The 16,622-nt window shown below is 37.8% G+C and carries 20 protein-coding genes and 1 pseudogene; 11 read left to right on the forward strand and 10 right to left on the reverse strand.

Annotated features, from left to right (window positions below; all coding sequences use genetic code 11):
* Window positions 1-235: 235 nt before the first annotated feature.
* Entirely contained in the window at window positions 236-1,618 is a 1,383-nt protein-coding gene (locus FJR08_RS21120; protein WP_168634464.1) for a cytochrome P450, read from the reverse strand.
* 309 nt (window positions 1,619-1,927) lie between these two features.
* Here FJR08_RS21120 and FJR08_RS21125 point away from each other — a divergent pair, with 309 nt between their 5' ends.
* Both FJR08_RS21125 and FJR08_RS21130 read left to right on the forward strand, forming a co-directional pair.
* Window positions 1,928-4,141 (forward strand): phosphoketolase, encoded by a 2,214-nt coding sequence (locus FJR08_RS21125; RefSeq protein WP_168634465.1) that lies wholly within the window; start codon window positions 1,928-1,930, stop codon window positions 4,139-4,141.
* A 140-nt stretch (window positions 4,142-4,281) separates the two neighbouring features.
* Window positions 4,282-4,536 (forward strand): hypothetical protein, encoded by a 255-nt coding sequence (locus FJR08_RS21130; RefSeq protein ID WP_168634466.1) that lies wholly within the window; start codon window positions 4,282-4,284, stop codon window positions 4,534-4,536.
* A 65-nt stretch (window positions 4,537-4,601) separates the two neighbouring features.
* On the opposite strand, the gene FJR08_RS23850 is transcribed toward FJR08_RS21130, so the two are convergent.
* From FJR08_RS23850 to FJR08_RS21150, 4 genes and pseudogenes are all read right to left on the reverse strand, one after another.
* Window positions 4,602-5,591, reverse strand: a complete 990-nt coding sequence (locus tag FJR08_RS23850) for a GUN4 domain-containing protein (RefSeq protein WP_254435820.1) — start codon at window positions 5,589-5,591, stop codon at window positions 4,602-4,604.
* A gap of 91 nt (window positions 5,592-5,682) precedes the next feature.
* A complete protein-coding gene (locus FJR08_RS21140; RefSeq protein WP_168634467.1) occupies window positions 5,683-6,051 on the reverse strand; it encodes a hypothetical protein in 369 nt (122 codons plus the stop codon).
* Between the two features lie 515 nt (window positions 6,052-6,566).
* Entirely contained in the window at window positions 6,567-6,860 is a 294-nt protein-coding gene (locus FJR08_RS21145; protein ID WP_168634468.1) for a HigA family addiction module antitoxin, read from the reverse strand.
* 10 nt (window positions 6,861-6,870) lie between these two features.
* Window positions 6,871-7,128: pseudogene (locus tag FJR08_RS21150) on the reverse strand (type II toxin-antitoxin system RelE/ParE family toxin); the annotation flags it as partial.
* A gap of 93 nt (window positions 7,129-7,221) precedes the next feature.
* On the opposite strand from FJR08_RS21150, the gene FJR08_RS21155 reads away from it, so the two are divergent.
* Complete coding sequence (locus FJR08_RS21155) at window positions 7,222-7,545, forward strand: type II toxin-antitoxin system ParD family antitoxin (protein ID WP_371415572.1); 324 nt, start codon at window positions 7,222-7,224, stop codon at window positions 7,543-7,545.
* A 33-nt stretch (window positions 7,546-7,578) separates the two neighbouring features.
* Here the strand turns inward: FJR08_RS21155 and FJR08_RS24095 are convergent, their stop codons facing one another.
* Window positions 7,579-7,701, reverse strand: a complete 123-nt coding sequence (locus FJR08_RS24095) for a type II toxin-antitoxin system RelE/ParE family toxin (RefSeq protein WP_256369744.1) — start codon at window positions 7,699-7,701, stop codon at window positions 7,579-7,581.
* Between the two features lie 5 nt (window positions 7,702-7,706).
* Window positions 7,707-7,913, reverse strand: a complete 207-nt coding sequence (locus FJR08_RS21165) for a hypothetical protein (RefSeq protein WP_254435821.1) — start codon at window positions 7,911-7,913, stop codon at window positions 7,707-7,709.
* Window positions 7,914-7,917: 4 nt separating this feature from the next.
* Between FJR08_RS21165 and FJR08_RS23360 the strand changes: the two genes are divergently transcribed.
* From FJR08_RS23360 to FJR08_RS21190, 6 genes are all read left to right on the forward strand, one after another.
* The gene (locus FJR08_RS23360) at window positions 7,918-8,070 is read left to right on the forward strand and encodes a hypothetical protein (RefSeq protein ID WP_217357544.1); all 153 of its coding nucleotides are present in this window, start codon (window positions 7,918-7,920) and stop codon (window positions 8,068-8,070) included.
* Window positions 8,071-8,374: 304 nt separating this feature from the next.
* Window positions 8,375-8,596, forward strand: a complete 222-nt coding sequence (locus FJR08_RS21170; RefSeq protein WP_015079783.1) for a ribbon-helix-helix domain-containing protein — start codon at window positions 8,375-8,377, stop codon at window positions 8,594-8,596.
* Window positions 8,578-8,844 (forward strand): type II toxin-antitoxin system PemK/MazF family toxin, encoded by a 267-nt coding sequence (locus tag FJR08_RS21175; protein ID WP_085929744.1) that lies wholly within the window; start codon window positions 8,578-8,580, stop codon window positions 8,842-8,844. The genes FJR08_RS21170 and FJR08_RS21175 overlap by 19 nt, the downstream gene beginning before the upstream one ends.
* Window positions 8,845-8,921: 77 nt before the next feature.
* Window positions 8,922-9,209 carry a hypothetical protein gene (locus tag FJR08_RS21180; protein ID WP_015079785.1) on the forward strand — a complete coding sequence of 96 codons (288 nt, stop codon included), beginning with the start codon at window positions 8,922-8,924 and terminating at the stop codon, window positions 9,207-9,209.
* Window positions 9,206-9,607 carry a type II toxin-antitoxin system VapC family toxin gene (locus tag FJR08_RS21185; RefSeq protein WP_015079786.1) on the forward strand — a complete coding sequence of 134 codons (402 nt, stop codon included), beginning with the start codon at window positions 9,206-9,208 and terminating at the stop codon, window positions 9,605-9,607. The genes FJR08_RS21180 and FJR08_RS21185 overlap by 4 nt, the downstream gene beginning before the upstream one ends.
* A gap of 274 nt (window positions 9,608-9,881) precedes the next feature.
* Window positions 9,882-10,475: a Uma2 family endonuclease gene (locus FJR08_RS21190; protein ID WP_015079787.1), complete on the forward strand. Its 594-nt coding sequence runs from the start codon at window positions 9,882-9,884 to the stop codon at window positions 10,473-10,475.
* A gap of 513 nt (window positions 10,476-10,988) precedes the next feature.
* Here the strand turns inward: FJR08_RS21190 and FJR08_RS21195 are convergent.
* Together FJR08_RS21195 and gndA are read right to left on the reverse strand one after the other, a co-directional pair.
* On the reverse strand, window positions 10,989-11,765 hold the full coding sequence (locus FJR08_RS21195; RefSeq protein WP_168634470.1) for a hypothetical protein: 777 nt from the start codon (window positions 11,763-11,765) through the stop codon (window positions 10,989-10,991).
* A 397-nt stretch (window positions 11,766-12,162) separates the two neighbouring features.
* Entirely contained in the window at window positions 12,163-13,593 is a 1,431-nt protein-coding gene (gene gndA, locus FJR08_RS21200) for an NADP-dependent phosphogluconate dehydrogenase (RefSeq protein ID WP_168634471.1), read from the reverse strand.
* Window positions 13,594-13,999: 406 nt separating this feature from the next.
* Between gndA and FJR08_RS24335 the strand changes: the two genes are divergently transcribed.
* Window positions 14,000-14,923 carry a Ycf66 family protein gene (locus tag FJR08_RS24335; protein ID WP_168634472.1) on the forward strand — a complete coding sequence of 308 codons (924 nt, stop codon included), beginning with the start codon at window positions 14,000-14,002 and terminating at the stop codon, window positions 14,921-14,923.
* 51 nt (window positions 14,924-14,974) lie between these two features.
* Here the strand turns inward: FJR08_RS24335 and FJR08_RS21210 are convergent, their stop codons facing one another.
* Entirely contained in the window at window positions 14,975-16,069 is a 1,095-nt protein-coding gene (locus tag FJR08_RS21210) for a phosphotransacetylase family protein (protein ID WP_015079792.1), read from the reverse strand.
* 336 nt (window positions 16,070-16,405) lie between these two features.
* On the opposite strand from FJR08_RS21210, the gene FJR08_RS24100 reads away from it, so the two are divergent.
* Window positions 16,406-16,537, forward strand: a complete 132-nt coding sequence (locus FJR08_RS24100; protein ID WP_256369745.1) for a hypothetical protein — start codon at window positions 16,406-16,408, stop codon at window positions 16,535-16,537.
* Window positions 16,538-16,622: the final 85 nt, after the last annotated feature.

Raw genomic sequence — 16,622 nt, forward strand, 5'->3', positions numbered from 1 at the left:
TTATCTATTCATAGAAGTTACATTTTGTCAAAAAAAATTAGATGCGTTTCCCCTGTATAGCAATCCTATTTGAGTTGTTGTCGGAGAACGAACCACAGAGGCACAGAGAGCGCAGAGGTAGAGAAGGAAGAGATGTATGTTTACGGCAGGTTATACAAATACGTCTTATTTAGGATTACTATAGATCCCCAATTTATTCAATAAATCAGGGATCTTGTTTGAGAAATTATTGCTGTTAAACTGTGACTGTTTCTAAATTTACAGATTCTGGTTGACGAAGATTCTGAATTTCTAAATTTATGGGACCATTTGGACCTGTAACTAAACCCCGTCTTTGTGGTTTAATTTCATCGGTATTCACTAATTTCATTGACCATGTTTTCAGAACTTTAGCTAATATTAATTTCATTTCCATTTGGGCAAATGCTAAACCGATACAACGTCTTGCACCACCACCAAAAGGTAGAAATTCATAGGGAGAAAACTGTTTTTCTAAAAAGCGTTCTGGGTTGAATTTTTCAGGTTGAGGATAAATATCTTCCCGTTGATGAGTTAAATAAATTGAACCCATAATAATTGTACCTGCTTCAAGTTGATAACCACAAAGAGAAATAGGTGTTTTTACCTTTCTAGGAAAAGTGAGCATTGCTATGGGATAAATCCTTAATGTTTCATTACAGACAGCAGTTAAATATGGCAATTTAAAGATAGTATTAGAATCAGGATTTTCTCCTAAACTATCTAATTCAGCTAATAGCTTTTCTCGAACTTCCGGGAGTTTATGAATCCAGTAAAAAGCCCAAGAAATAGCTGTGGCTGTAGTTTCATGACCTGCGACTAATAAAGTCATCAATTCATCTCTTAATTCTGCATCAGTCATAGGTTGACCGTTTTCATCTTGAGCAGACATAAGTAAATTAAGAATATCTGTGCGATTAGGATCAAAATTTTCTCTTCTTTCTTGAATTTCCTGATAAATGAGTTGATCAGCTTTTTCCTGTTTCTTCATTTGTCTTTTCCAAATTTCAGAAATTCCTATGATTTCTTTCAATTTGGGAAGATAGAGAAAAGCAACTCTCCAAGGACTGCTACCCTGTTCTAAAATTTCACAAAGTAAATGTTTAAGTTTTTCTGCTCGTTCTCCTTCATAAATGCCAAAAACAGCTTCCATCATTACCTGAAGAGTGATATCTTGGGTAATGTTCCTAATATTAAAAGATTGATTTTTTGGTTGTTGATTAAAAACTTTTGTGGTAATATTCTCAATTAATTCTGCATAAGTTCGCATTCTTTCCCCGTGAAAAGGAGGCATAATTAATTGACGTTGACGTTGATGTGCTTTACCACTAAGACTAATGACAGAATTTTTGCCCAGTAAATATTGAAAAATACTGTTTAAATCTCCTGGTGCTTCCAAGTCTTTTTGATCATTACTTAACACCTGCTGCATTGCTTCAGGAGAATGAACAAATAACATTGGTGGTAAATTACTTTGCAATTTTAAAGTAAACAAATCACCATGAGTCTTGGCACATTCTGTCAAATAACTCATGGGTCTGAATATCCAGTTTAAAACTTGAATAGTAGCTGATACTTTTGGTCCTGGTAGTAGTTGCATAATTTTCTCCTATTTTGATTACACAATTAATTACAGAATAACTCAACTTCAACTATAAACCCTTGAGATTTGAATTTTCACAAGATTATCAAAAAAACTAGATGTGTAGGGGTTTAGCACTGCTAAACCCCTACGTATACTGATGTAATGACATGAAAGGAAAAACAAGTAATCATGTGAGATGAGTATTTAACCTACTTATGGTGATATTGCGAAAAAGCAATTAACTATTAGATCCTTAAAGATGTAAAATTTTGGTTATATTAAACCAGAAACTCAAGTTTTTCCGATTTTATTCAGGTACTCAACATGACAGTAATTACGACAAAGGCAGCTTCCGCAGTTCCAAATTTTTGTGAAGGGATACAATATTTTGGGGAAGCATTGCCAGATTTTGAAACTTATGGGGCAACTCCCGTGATAGAATCGGGCAAGAGGGCGATCGCATCCCCAACAGATACAACAGCAGTATATCAAACCCTACTCGCCGCTGATGCCCTGCGCTACCTAACTCTACAAGTCACTGGTAGTAAGGCTTCTGGACATCCCGGCGGTTTTGCCAGCCAAGCGGAGGCTTATGCAGCTTTGGTCATGCTGGGACATAAAAACATTATCACGGAAGTGGGACACCACGCCCCTGGTTTTTATAGTGCCATGTTCTTAGACCGTTCCTTAGAAGACATGGGCATTTCTACAGTACAACAATTGGGCGATCGCTTTCGAGAAAAGCATGGATTATTAGGACACCTATCCGGCTACATTCCCGGCATTCTCGCACCGGCAGGACCCCTGGGACAAGGACAACATTTCGCCATGTCTGCTGCCCTCTTGCACCGTGATAAACTCTTCCCCTTCACTGTGGGAGACGGGGGACTGGGTGAACCCTATATCATGAGTTCAATGGCACATTTCAACACCGCTTACCCCACTGTTACCAACTTCTTACCCGTATTGGTGTGGAACGGTTACAGCCAAGAACACCACAGCATGGTATCTTTGAAAACCAACGCAGAGATGATCGCCTATTGGCAAGGTAACGGTTTTGCCGAAGTTGTATTAGTCAATGCTAAAGATTTTGACGACCAAAATCAAGCCGGTGAATACGTTGATAGTACCGCATTTTCTTTTGAGAAACGCCTAGAATTTACCAAAGCGGTATTAGTAGGTATGGATAAAGCTGCCCGTTCTGCACTTAGCGGTAAATTGACGGTATTTATTATCAAACAACTCAAAGGGGCAGGGGTTCACGCTTTAGGGGCAAAATCCCACAACCTCTATCCTCAAGATACTTTAACCGCGCCCCATATCGTCAGCGCCTTACAAAAACGGGCTTTATGTGCCGAAGCATGGCAAACTGTCCGTACAAATGCGGAACGAGCAGGAGGTGGACCGGCTGCGAAAACAGTAGTCACAGAATTTGAATTACCCTTAGCAGAAATTGGCGAATTACCATTAGTAGAATATGCAATTGGTGGAGAACCAAAAGTTTCTACAACTGTCATGGGTAAGCTAGTGGGAGTAGTAGGAAATAAAGATAAAAACTTCCTTGTGACTAATGCCGATGGTAACGCCGCTTCAGGAATTGGTAATATTAATGAGGCATTAAAAATCATTCACCCGACCACCGATGACACCTATCATCAAGCCCCAGGAGGTCAAGTTTACGAACCTTTGAGCGAAGATGCTTGTGCTGGTTTAGCGGCTGGTTTATCCTTAATGGGGGCGAGAACTTTGTGGTGTTCTTATGAATCTTTTGCTATCAATGGTTTACCAATTTGGCAAACAGTAACCCAAGCAATGGCAGAATTACGCCGCAAAACACCCTCAACAATTACATTATTTACAGCCGGGGCTTTAGAACAAGGACGCAACGGTTGGACTCACCAAAGACCAGAAATTGAAGCTTATTTTGCTTCTTTGATGAGAACCGGAAATGTCTTCCCATTATTTCCCCCTGATGCTAACAGTATTCAAGTCTGTTATGACTGGGCTTTGCAAACAAAAAATAAGGGCATTGTGATTACTGCTAGTAAGTCTCCTTTGCCAATTCGTAGCACTTTTGCCCAAACTGAAAAAGGCTTAATTGATGGTGCGGTGTTATTACATGAAGTGGCTGGTGGGAAGACTGTTGTATTTGCTGTAATTGGCGATTTGACTTTAATTCCTGTGTTTGAAGCGGCGGCTTTTTTAGAAACTGAAGGTATTGGTGTGAAGATTGTTTCTATTATCAATCCTCGTCGTTTATATCGTCCTCATGATACTGCTTGGGATACTTGTTCTGAACCTGATAACGGTTTTTTAAGTGATGCCGATTTTGAGCAATTGTTTGGTGGAGATGCCTTAATTGGTGTGACAGGTGGCGCTGCGGCGATGTTAGAACCTATCATGTTACGCAGTAATTCAAAACGTGATTCTTTCGCCTGGAAGCGTGGGGAAACTACGGCTAGTGCGGGTGAGTTGATGGCTTTTAATGGGTTGACTGCGGAGGCGTTGACTAAGCGGGCTATTGAGTTGGTGCATTAATATCATATTTCTGTAGGGTGTGTTAGCGACAGCATAACGTACCCTACTCTACTGGCTTACCATTGAAGTTTTTAAACACACTCATCAGGATAATCTCATACATGAGTATAGTAAACTAGAACAAACCTAAATACAAAAAGATGACTACAAAACCTAATGATTTTGCTTACCCCATGTATGCTAATTTACCTCAAAACGCTGTAATTCATTCACGTGGACTTACTAAACGCGAGCTATTTGCATTAGAAATATTTTCTGGACTAATTGCTGTCTCTGAAAAAAACCATAATGAACTAATTTCAACATCTGTTGACTTGGCTGATAAGCTTATTGAGCAATTAAATAAAACTGAAACAATCACACCTAGACCACCATTGGAGTCTTCAGGTTATTAGTATCTTGCTAATAATGGTGCGTTACAGATTTCATTCTAACGCACCTTACTCGAAGATACAATGAATTAATATAATAGTTCATTGTCTATTAAAATAAGGTAATAAACATAGGTATCATTCGGATTAATTTTAATAGCTTGAGTATAATCTTCAATTGCACCCTGATAGTCTCCTAAATTAGAGCGTGCAACCCCCCGTTGGAAATAAGCATAGTCATCATTGGAATGTCTCTTAATGATTTGAGTATAATCTTCAATTGCACCCCGATAGTCTCCTAAATTAGAGCGTGCAACTCCCCGTTGGAAATAAGCATCGGCATTACTGGAATCAATTTGTAAGATTTGACTGTAATTTTCAATTGCATCCTGAAATCTCCCAAATTCAGAATGGGTATTTGCTCTATCAAAATAGATTTTTATATCTTGCTGACAAGCTATTTGAATGCGTTTAAATAAAAGTAATTCAAGTGAACAAATATACTTACAAAGACTTCCTGGTATTCCAAGAATTCCATACTTTTTAAATAAAACATTTAGGGGAATTTTTTTTGCTTGATAATTTAATGTCCACCATATCTGGCAAGGCAAATGTCCTATTGGAGCAGTTAAATCAAATGTTAACTCTTCATAACTTTTTTGTTTTCCGTAAGCTCCCAAAAAATCCATAGGATGTCCTTCTATCCAGCCTATTTCAACACCATGAAAATATGGAACCATTAAAACTTCTCTATCACTCATCGAGTCACTACTACCACGTAGTATATCAGATACCATTTGTTTGAATATATCTCGTGGGTTAGTATTAACCTCTGCTCTAATCTTTTTATGAACTTGCTCTTGAACTCCAAAGCCAAAACGACCTTGGCTATGAGTTGTCCATAATGTTTCTATACGAGCAAGAACATAGAGGGGAATCAAATCAATATCTTCTGCTTTTAACCACTGCTGCTGTTGATAGTTACAGAATGAAAAAATTAATCTTTCTGTTTCAATATCCGCACCTTTCCAGTCTTTTTCGATAAGCAGAAATTCAAGATTATCAGTGTAGTTACTCATTTTTCAGTAATCAATGCTAAACTATTATAGTTATAGATATGTTTTATCTAATTTTTCTCCAGAAGTGAAACAAGATGCTTAAATGTCCAAGTTAACCCCTAAATTTAGATAGTAATCTAGCTTCATCTGGATAGAGTAAGTCGTATTCTTCTTGAGAAATTAGTCTGTAATTGTGTTTGGGATGTAATTCAAAGAAATTTATCTCTGCTTGTCGCGCAAGATCATTGTCTGAAAATGAATCATTTTTCGGTCTTGTTAAGAATTGTACTAAACAACGCCCTTTATCAAAACCTATTACTATCACGCTACTGATTTTATATTGGATAATAGTTTTGTTTAATTGAATATGGTCGCCTATTTTAAGAGTCTTTGCAAAGGTAGTACCAATTTTAGATATAGCGGTAGGTTCGTCACTTTGAGCTATAGGTTTATATGGCAAAGGCAAATAAACATCTGTCATAAGTTATCCTTTAGATTTTTTCAAATATCTTTCGTTTTGTGCTTTTCTTCATACAAAGGCATAAAGAAAGATTTTTATACAAACTGCTTCTGAAATAATAACACACATCACTACTTCTTGCAGGTATATTAATAACACTAAATTACAACCCAAAAACCCTGTATCTGTTCACATCATCTCACTCAACCATTACGAGGGATTAATAGAGCGATCGCACCTGAAAAGCTTACCCTGTATCTGTTTACATTATTTTACTCAACTATTACTAGGGATTAGTAGAGCGATCCGCACCTGAAAAGCTTACCCTGTATCTGTTTACGTTATCTCACTTAACCATTACTAGGGATTAATGGGGCGATCGCACCTGAAAAGCTTACCCTGTATCTGTTTACATTATCTCACTTAACCATTACTGGGGATTAATGGGCGATCGTGTAAATAAGAGAAGATAATAGAACCATGACAGATACACCAGGAAATATTCACCTCACCTAAGAATTATTACCCGAACTATTTTAACTAATTTCAATAGGTGAGATATTTTTCCACTCTTCAGATTCATTTTTCGCACACCAAAGATCAAACTTCTGCTGAAGATTTAACCAAAGTTCCGGCGTAGTTTGAAAAGCATTTGCTAACCGCAACGCAATATTAGGTGTTACACTTGCACGTTCATTCACAATTTCCGAAACTGTTTTGCGAGACACACCCAAAATATTAGCCAATTCCGTCACCGTCATATTTAAAGGTTCTAAATATTGACGTTTAATCAAAGCACCTGGATGTCTAGGTTTTCTGTTAGTATTCATGTTAATAATCCTAATGATAATCCTCGTAATTTACGTCGTAAGCATCCCCATTTTCAACAACAAAAGTTAAACGCCAATTACCAGAAACTGTAACTGAATATTCACCTTTTCTATTTCCTATTAATTGATGAAACTTAGAACCAGGAAAATTCATATCCTCGGCTACAGATGCAGCATCTAGTCTATCTAATAAATCTAACAGTTTTTCAGCATGATTCGGATTAACTCCACTCCTATTATCATCTTCAAACAGCTTTCTTAACCCCTTATGCTTGAAATTTCTTGATCATAAGCTTTCTGTAATTTTGAAACCTCATTGATTAATATTTACAATACTTTACAAATCATCATCACTGTTATCATGGCAGAAAATGACAAACCCTGCCATACTATAGAAAAGAAAATTCAGCGAAATCACATTATGAAAAGTATGAATATTTCCTTACCTGACACCATGCGCGATTATATAGAAGAACAGGTAGCGCAAGGTGGTTACAGCAGCGTTAGTGAATATTTTCGGGAGTTAGTGCGACAAGACCAAAAACTCAGAGCAAACGAACGACTACAAACCATGCTCTTAGAAGGATTAAACTCAGGAAATGCAACAGAAATGACTGCACAAGATTGGGAAGATATTCGTCAAGTAGTTCGTGAAAAAACTAACAAACGTCAAAGTGCAATTTAGCCATGATGTTTGCAATTAAAAAAAGACCTCAAGTTATCCGCGACTAAGTTCTTCCGCAAGTTGGGAAATCTTATCATATACACGCTCTTGAATATTATTAGGAAGATTATCTAATTGTTTTTGAATAGATTTAGTGATAATAATCTCGTAAGTCATAGTATCTATTTTCTCTGATTTAGATACTGTTGAAAAGTCATATATTCCCCATTCGCATATTCATCACGAACTAATTGAATTTCTTTTTTAGTCTCTTCATCTTCGCGCCAATCATCTTCCTCAGCATCAGTAATAGCTTCATCAAGAATCAGCCAAAGTTGCTGTTTTTCTGATAAACTTAGCGCATTTAAAGAGTTAATCAGTAACTCCATCGGAATGAATAGATTTAATCCAGTTTGTGACATGGCTTTTATCATGATGCGATCGCCATTCTACATTATATCAAATGATGGTGGATTATTCTATAAAAACCCTGTATCTGTTCACATTATCTCACCCAACTATTACGAGGGATTAATAGAACGATAGCGAACGCGAGTGTGTCCCGGAGGGAACTAGCGCTGCTGCAAGCAGTTCGCAGCCAGAAAACCTTACCCCATATATGTTTACATTATCTCACTCAACCATTACTAGCGATTGCTAGAGCGATAGCGAACGCGAGTGCGTCCCGGAGGGAACTAGCGCTGCTGCAAGCAGTTCGCTGCCATCGTGTAAATATTCACCTCATCACCAAAATTATCACCCGAACTAAATCAAATTCTATATTTACAAACTACTAGACTAAAAATATCAAATTAGGCTATACTACTTATAGTATGACTGTGGGTAGGATATGGCTAAAATCTCAATTTCATTGCCAGAGGAACTACTAAATTACATTGACCAAAAAGTTGATAACCGTAGTGCGTTAATTGAAAGTCTCTTGAAACAATGGCAAGAACAAAAACAAAATGAAGCACTAGCCGCAGCTTGCGCTTTGGTTGATGAATTAGAATTAGGTTGGGAAAGTGAATGGCAAAACATAGCGATTACCGAATGGGAAGCATCTGGATAGTAACATTTAACCCATCCGTAGGTACAGAAATTCAAAAAACTCGTCCAGCACTGATAATTTCTGGGACTTTGTTTAACAACCAACGCAGCAAAGTCACAGTTTTACCTTTTACTTCCGCAAAACTGAATAACCCCCGCATTTCACCTGCGGTAGTTGAAGTACCTATATCAGCACGAAATGGACTTTCTGTGGATAGTCTTTTAATCTGCGTTGAACCCATGACATTGGATATGATAGAGAAATTTTGAAAAGAACTCGGGGATCTTTGGGGTGTAGTTTATAATAGGAGTATACCGAAAAAATTTACTCAATTGAGGAGTTAATCATGGTAATAAAAATTGCAGAAATATCTCAAGATATTGACACCTTAACAGAAGAAGCGCAAATCTTACTACTTGATTTTATTCAATTACTTAAAAAACGTTATCCAAAACCAGAAAGTCAACTCATAGAAAATGAGATAACTTTCTCATCTACCCAAAAACAAAAATCACATCCACTAGATACATTTCTAGAAAAACATAGTGCTTGGGAAGATGAACGCACAGCAGCAGAAATAGTCAAAGAGATTTATGATAGCCGGACTATTTCTAATTACGATATTAGCTTATGACTTATTTATTAGATACTGACACCTGCATTTACTGGATTAAAAACATTAATTCTGTCAGAGAGAAAATTCAACAAATAGGATGGGAGCAAATTTCTATTTGCAACATCACCGTTGCTGAATTGTATTTTGGTGCTTACAATTCTCAAAAAGTAGCAGAAAATTTAACTCGTGCAGAAAAATTTATCCAAGATATTGAAGTTATACATTTAGATAATAATGCTGTCAAAAAATTTGGAGAATTAAAAGCAGAACTTAGAAAAATAGGACAACCAGTAGCAGATTTTGATTTATTAATTGCTAGTGTGGCAATAACTAGAAACTATATTTTAGTCACTAACAACACTCGTCATTATAGCCGAATTTCCGAGCTAAAATTAGACAACTGGATTTCACCTTAAAAAGTTCTTGAAGATGAGTTAACAGTAATATAACCCATCATTAATAACGCACTTATTACAACCCGAAAAGCCTATATCTGTTTACATGATCTCACTCAACCATTACTAGGGATTAGTAGAGCGATAGCGAACGCGAGTGCGTCCCGGAGGGAACTAGCGCTGCTGCAAGCAGTTCGCCGCATGACAGATACACCTGGAAAGATTCACCTCACCTGAGAATTATCACCCGACCATGAGTTATAATCAAGATTAAAGTCATAACCATAAAATTACTATGACTCTCCAAATCCTAGACAAAACTACCACAATTTCCGAACAGCGATTTCTTCTACCTGGTTATTACACCTGGAAGGAATTTGAAATAATAAAAACCTTAACCGCAGACGCAGGAAATTTGCGGATAACTTATCTTGATGGGTACATCGAATTTATGACACTTGGTGAAGAACACGAAAATATCAAAAAAATTATCGCTATTTTGATAGAAGCATATCTTTTTGAAAAAGGGATAAACTTTATTCCAGTAGGTAGTGCTACTCGTCGCGCAAAAGAAAAGAATGCTTCCTTTGAACCTGATGAATCTTATTACATCGGAGAAAGAAAAGAAAATCCAGATTTAGCAATTGAAATTAATATTACCAGTGGCAGTATTGACAAACTAGAAAAATATAAAAGGTTTAATATTACCGAAGTCTGGTTTTGGGAAAATAATCAATTGTATTTATATCATCTTAAAAATGATAATTATGAGCAAATTAATCAAAGTGAATTATTGCCAGATTTAGATATAGATTTATTGATAAGTTGTGTTTTGATGCCTCACATTATTGATGCAAGAACAGCATTTATTAAAGGTATTAAAAAGTAGTAATTTGTAGTTTGGGTTGACACAAGGAAGCCCAACAATACCCACCATTAATAATGCTAAATTGCAGCCCAAAAACCCTGTATCTGTTCACATTATCTCACCCAACCATTACCAACTATCATGTAAAGAAGAGAAGACAATAGAACCATGACATTGTTTTGTTTCCCTAAAACCTTTTTATCGGATTTCGGGTATTCTTTTTTCTATCACACTTTCTGCATGAAGGAAATCCCTGGCTTATTTGTCAAAATTAACACACTAGTATCTCATATCAAAATACTTTATTTGTTTCAAAAAGGTTCAGCATTTACGTGTTCGTATAATATTTAAAGTTATCATTGACTCTTAGAGGGTGTTTGAAAAGTCGGACAAGTTGTAAAAAAGCTCTCTCAGTATAAGCTGTAAATAAATATGCGATCGCTTTTTCAACTCATGCCAAATAGCGATAAGTGGTATAACAAAAATAAGGTGCGTTACATTTCATTTACGCATTTTACAAGATCGGCGATCGCATTAACGTATAAACCAGTCATATAAAATAACTGGGAAAGGAATAACCCACCACCACTTATCCAGAAAGTTTGCTAGTTGTTTCTTCCAGTTAAGTTTAATTTCACTAGTGGGAGTTCTCAAATCACACTTAGCTTTATAAGCGAGGTACTTACCGTTTTGATTTGTTTGCCAAATCTGTTCTCCTTCCTTAATAACGAATCCATCTTTGAATGGTATATCTGAATGATCACAAAAGTCATTCATTAGCTTTTGTAACAACTCGCTTAGTTTGATAGATTTCTCCGTATCTCGTATAACAAGTTGCGATAGTCTAACAGGTTTATCATCAGAATCTGAGAAGTTGTTGACTATATCTAAACACAGCACACCGTCAATGTGTTCCAAACCACCTAGCATTTTTCTGTTGGACGCATCTATTAGAGACAAAACAGATAAGTCGCTCTGTATCAGATTTTCTAGAATAACTAGTCCCAGAGCATCAGGATAATTGAGAACTTCTTTACTGTCCTTTATCTGATTATTTGCATCTCTCAATACTTTATTAATACTGTTATAAAAGTCACGCTTAAAGTTTTGATCAGAGATGGGAACTTTAAGAGCCAGTTTTTCTACTTTCTCCTTAATTTCGATACTCGAAAATTCTTTTATTTCACAAACAATTTGACTATCAAATAATAAAAAATCTGCCCGATCCTTGCACTCGATGAAATAGCTATTGTACTCTTGATTATCAAGATTCATTGCTTTTTCATATCTTTCTAAGAACTCTTTCATCATGAGTTAAAAGCAACCTTACCGATGGTGAAGCAATCACAAACATTTTGAAGATACTATAATATAACATCCAGAGAATAACAATAAAAATTTTAAATTCAGATATCGTTTATATCCAGGTGTTATGTAGAATTTTTGACGTTGCTGATAGCCTGCGTGGCGATAGCCATATTGAGGTATGAAAATCAAACATTCTATTTCTCAAACTCTTACTCTCCGTGACTCTGCGCCTCTGCGTGATAAAAATCATACCTTCATTCACCAACGCCAATTTTTTGGACTATCCACCTTAAATCTTGATTCTTAATCTCACAATTAAGGGCGGGGTTTCCCCGCCCCTATAGGCAATTTTGCCGAAATAAATGGCAAGAATTAACTTGAAAGTTTAACTAGAAGTGTTTTACTTCTGAGCTTCAGCAATAGGAACCCACTCAGTGTGGAAAGATCCTTCTTTGTCAGTTCGTTTGTAGGTGTGAGCGCCGAAGTAGTCCCGTTGTGCTTGAGTTAAGTTTTGTGGCAAGCGATCGCGGCGGTAACTATCGAAGTAATCTAAAGAAGCACTGAAAGCTGGAACAGGAATACCCAATTTAGCAGCAGTGACAATTACTTCACGCCAAGCAGCTTGTCTATCCAGAATTGTTTGCTTAAATTCAGGCGCTAACAACAAGTTAGGTAAAGCGGGATTTTCGTCAAATGCTTTCTTAATCTTATTCAAGAAACCAGCGCGAATAATACAACCACCTTTCCAAATCCGCGCCATTTCGCCCAGATTTAATTCCCAATTGTAGGTTTTAGAAGCTGTAGATAACAGCGCCATACCTTGAGCATAAGAACAGATTTTGGAACAATAAAGAGCATCACGCACCATGTTCACAAAAGCGGCAATATCACCACCATACTTAGCATTTGGTCCGGTGATGACCTTAGAAGCAGCAATCCGTTCATCTCGAATTGAAGAGAGAATTCGAGCATTTACCGCTGCTGTAATTGTCGGAATAGCTACACCCAATTCTAAAGCAGTTTGTACAGTCCAACGACCAGTTCCCTTTTGACCGGCTGCGTCAACAATCAAATCAACGAGGGGAATCTTGGTATCAGGATCTACGTAGGGGAAAATATTCGCGGTAATCTCAATCAAAAATGAATTGAGTTCGTCAGTTGTATTCCATTGAGCAAAGACTTCATGGAGTTGTGCTGGACTTAAACCAGCCACATTTTTCAGCAGATCGTAAGCTTCTGCAATTAACTGCATATCGCCGTACTCAATACCGTTGTGAACCATTTTTACATAGTGTCCAGAACCACCAGGACCAATGTAGGTTACACAGGGACCATCATCAACTTGAGCCGCGATTTTGTTGAAAATGGGGGATAGGTACTCGTAGGAGCTTCTTGTGCCACCGGGCATGAGAGAAGGTCCATTTAAAGCTCCTTCTTCACCACCACTCACACCCATACCGATATAGCGTAAACCGATGGGTTCTAATTCTTGAGTGCGTCTTTCGGTATCTTCAAACCAAGAGTTACCACCGTCAATAATGATATCACCTTCTTCTAGCAAAGGTTTAAGCTGTTGAATTACCGCATCAACAGGCTTACCAGCTTGTACCATCACCAAAATTTTGCGGGGACGTTCCAATGAGGCGACAAATTGTTCGAGGCTAAAAGCGGCTCTAACGTTCCGTCCTGGGGCGCGGTGCGCCATGAAGGCATCGGTTTTTTCACGAGAGCGGTTGTAAACTGCAATTGGGAAGCCATTTCTTTCTACGTTAAGTGCGATATTTTCGCCCATAACTGCTAATCCAATCACACCAAAGCTTTGTAGTGTCATAGTTCAGTTTAAATCTTTTGTTTGGGTTTGGCTCTTTCTCTTGCAGATCCTTTCTCTTTAAGGGTAGTCCGAGATTTTCGCTTCACTCCTAAAGAAGATATTAAGAGTTTTTCTAAAATTTAAGAAATCATCACTCACATCAATGAATTAATTTTAATTTGTATTGAAGTCCACAATTTAGTCCCAAATTTTGCAAAATTAAAATACATATAGCAGGAGTTCAGGAGTATGGCTAACGCCACGCTTCGCTATCAGGAGTTCAGAAGGAAGAAATTTCTCCCCTACTCCCCCTACTCCCCTACTTCCCCTACTCCCCTACTCCCCTACTTCCCCTACTCCCCTACTTCCCCTACTCCCCCTGCCCCCTGTTCCCTTTCTCGAATTAAATAGTAAGGAGGATTAAAAAATGCTGGCTTATCTTCTAGCGTTGGTAATCGGTTTTGGCAGTCTCGCCATTTATCTATCAGCCTTCTTTTTTCCAGAAATCCATCGCAAGAATGATTTTATCTGGAGTGGTGTTGGGCTATTCTACGCTTTAGTGTTATGGATTTTTGCATCTCGAATTACTGGGGGGCTGTTACTAGGTCATGTAGCTAGTGTGGCACTGTTGGTATGGTTTGGCTGGCAAACTCTCTCATTACGGCGAGAACTTGCTCCCGCAGGACAACAAACTCCTCTCCCCAGTCCTGAGCTAATTAAGATTAGTTTCCAATCGCAAATGTCAAAGTTTTCTGTGAAAGAGAAATTTGGACAGTTATCAAGCTTCGTTGCTGGTGTATTTGGTGGTGCTAAAGCGAAGATACAGCAGACTGTGAACAAAAAGCCTGTGATCAAAACTGCTGAAGAGATTTTACAAACAACTCCAACTGAAGCAACGCCACCGTCAGTATTACCAGATCAGTCGGTAACTGCTACCCCAGCAATTACAACTGAAAGTTTATCAGCGGATACTTTGTCTGAATCTCCTATTTTAGAAGTGGTAGAAGTAGCACCAACTCCACCCACTTTTATGGAGGAAGAACAGGTAATTCCGCCAACAGCACCGGAAACTGTGGTAGAGATCACTCAAACTGAGGTGGTGATTTCCGAGTCATTTATCACAGGAGAAACCGAAACTGTAGTCGAGATCATTCAAACTGAGGTGGTTATTGCCATAGAAGAAACTAGCGAAACGGCAGATGCACCAGAAATAAGTTCCCCAAATCCAGTGACATCAGAGTTATTAGCCGCAGAAGCAGCCGACAAGTCTGATATGACCATTGAGGAAGTTAAACCAGTTGGGGAAGCATTGCCAGAACAAATCCCACTAAATAAACCAATCGAGGAGTAATTAAGAGGATTTACGCTGCTGATTCTAATAAATCAAAGGAATCTGGGTAGTTTATGATACTGCTGCCGCTGGATTAAGTCCCAATTGGGATAATAAACGGTCAATATCAAAATGCTCAGACATAAGAGAGCGAATGCACTCTATTTTAATTGGTTCATGAACACGAACTTGACCAAAGGTGCGATCGATGATTTCTACTGTGGTGAGAGTGTCTAAATCCACGGATAAAATCGGGATTTCTAACTCTTCAGCGCGGTTGAGGATAAAGGCAGGGGGTGGTAGTTGTCCAGTCAGGATGAGGCATTGAGTAGATGTTTCTAAGGCTGCTTGTTGAATTTCAACGCGATCGCCTCCTGTCACTACTGCCATGTTCTGACGTTTGCGGAAGTATTTGACGGCGGAGTTGACGTTCATTGCCCCAATTGCCAGACTTTCAACTAATAAATCTAGGCGATCGCTCCGACAAAGAACTTCCGCGTTTAACTGCTTGACTAATTCTCCTACACTCACACTGCGGAGGACATCGCTTTTGGGCAATGTTGCGAGGACGGAAATTCCCTGTTTTTCTAGGAATGGGCGTAAGAGTGTGTGAACTAACTCTAATTTTTCGTGAGGTACTTCATTAATTACCACACCCATTAACCGTTTGCCTAATTGCTGTTTAGCAAATAATAACGCCTCAACAGAAGTTAGTGATTGATAACGGCTAATTAACAGTACAGGAGCATCTAATTTTTCTGCTAATTCCAGTAAGGATAATCCAAATAAATTTCCTTCTGATAAGTTAGCAGGCCCTTCTAAGATTACCAAATTACTCTTTGGTATTTGTGAATACTTTTGTACTAGTAACTCTTGATAGTTAGTTGTATCTTCTCCCTGTAAGCGTTTCTGGACGGTAATTTCATCCAAAGATAATAAGGTGGGAGCAATGCGGTTGTCTGGCAGGTTAAGGTTATGAGTAATGAACTGGACATCTTCTTCAACTACTGTTCCCGCAGATGTCTTGACAAAATTACCCAAAGGTTTGCCATAAGCAATATCCAAACCTTTTTGTTTTAGCTGATGAGACAAACCTAAAACTGTTGCAGATTTGCCACTGTAAGCTTCAACTGATCCAACCAGCAAGTATTTAGCAAGTGTTGGCACGTATGCACTCCTAATTTCAAAAGTTTGTACAACTCAGCTAGGTGTCTACTAATTTTAGTGCAATAGGCGGAAGGTAAATAGCAATAGCTATCCTAATTGCCTAAATTTTCAAAATTAACTGGGAATAAATCTAGCTGTGGTAGCTATTGTAGCGATTTTGATCAAGATAAAAATATCTGTTTAAATAAATAATTTATGTTTCTTGGCATATAAAAGCGATTATATTGAAGCTTTGATTTCTTCTGATGTCATTACATGATCTGGATTTGCTTCGTAATCAGTAATCCGAGGCTTGATAGATACTGTACAATAAATTATGTAGCTGGCTAATAAAATATGCAAGATACCCTGACTATTACCATTAATCCAGAACTAAAAGCAGCACTTTTAGAAATTACTCAAGCTGAAGGTATATCTCCTGATAGTTTCATTGGTAAAGCTATTTCCGCGCACTGCGTTCTTATTTGATGGCAAAGAATCAAACAGGTTATACCGATGAGGAAATTTTTGAGATAATTTCATGAAGCTAGTTCTAGATACTAATGTTCTGATT

The sequence above is a fragment of the Dolichospermum sp. UHCC 0260 genome (assembly GCF_009711985.1).
Taxonomy (GTDB): Bacteria; Cyanobacteriota; Cyanobacteriia; order Cyanobacteriales; family Nostocaceae; genus Dolichospermum; species Dolichospermum lemmermannii.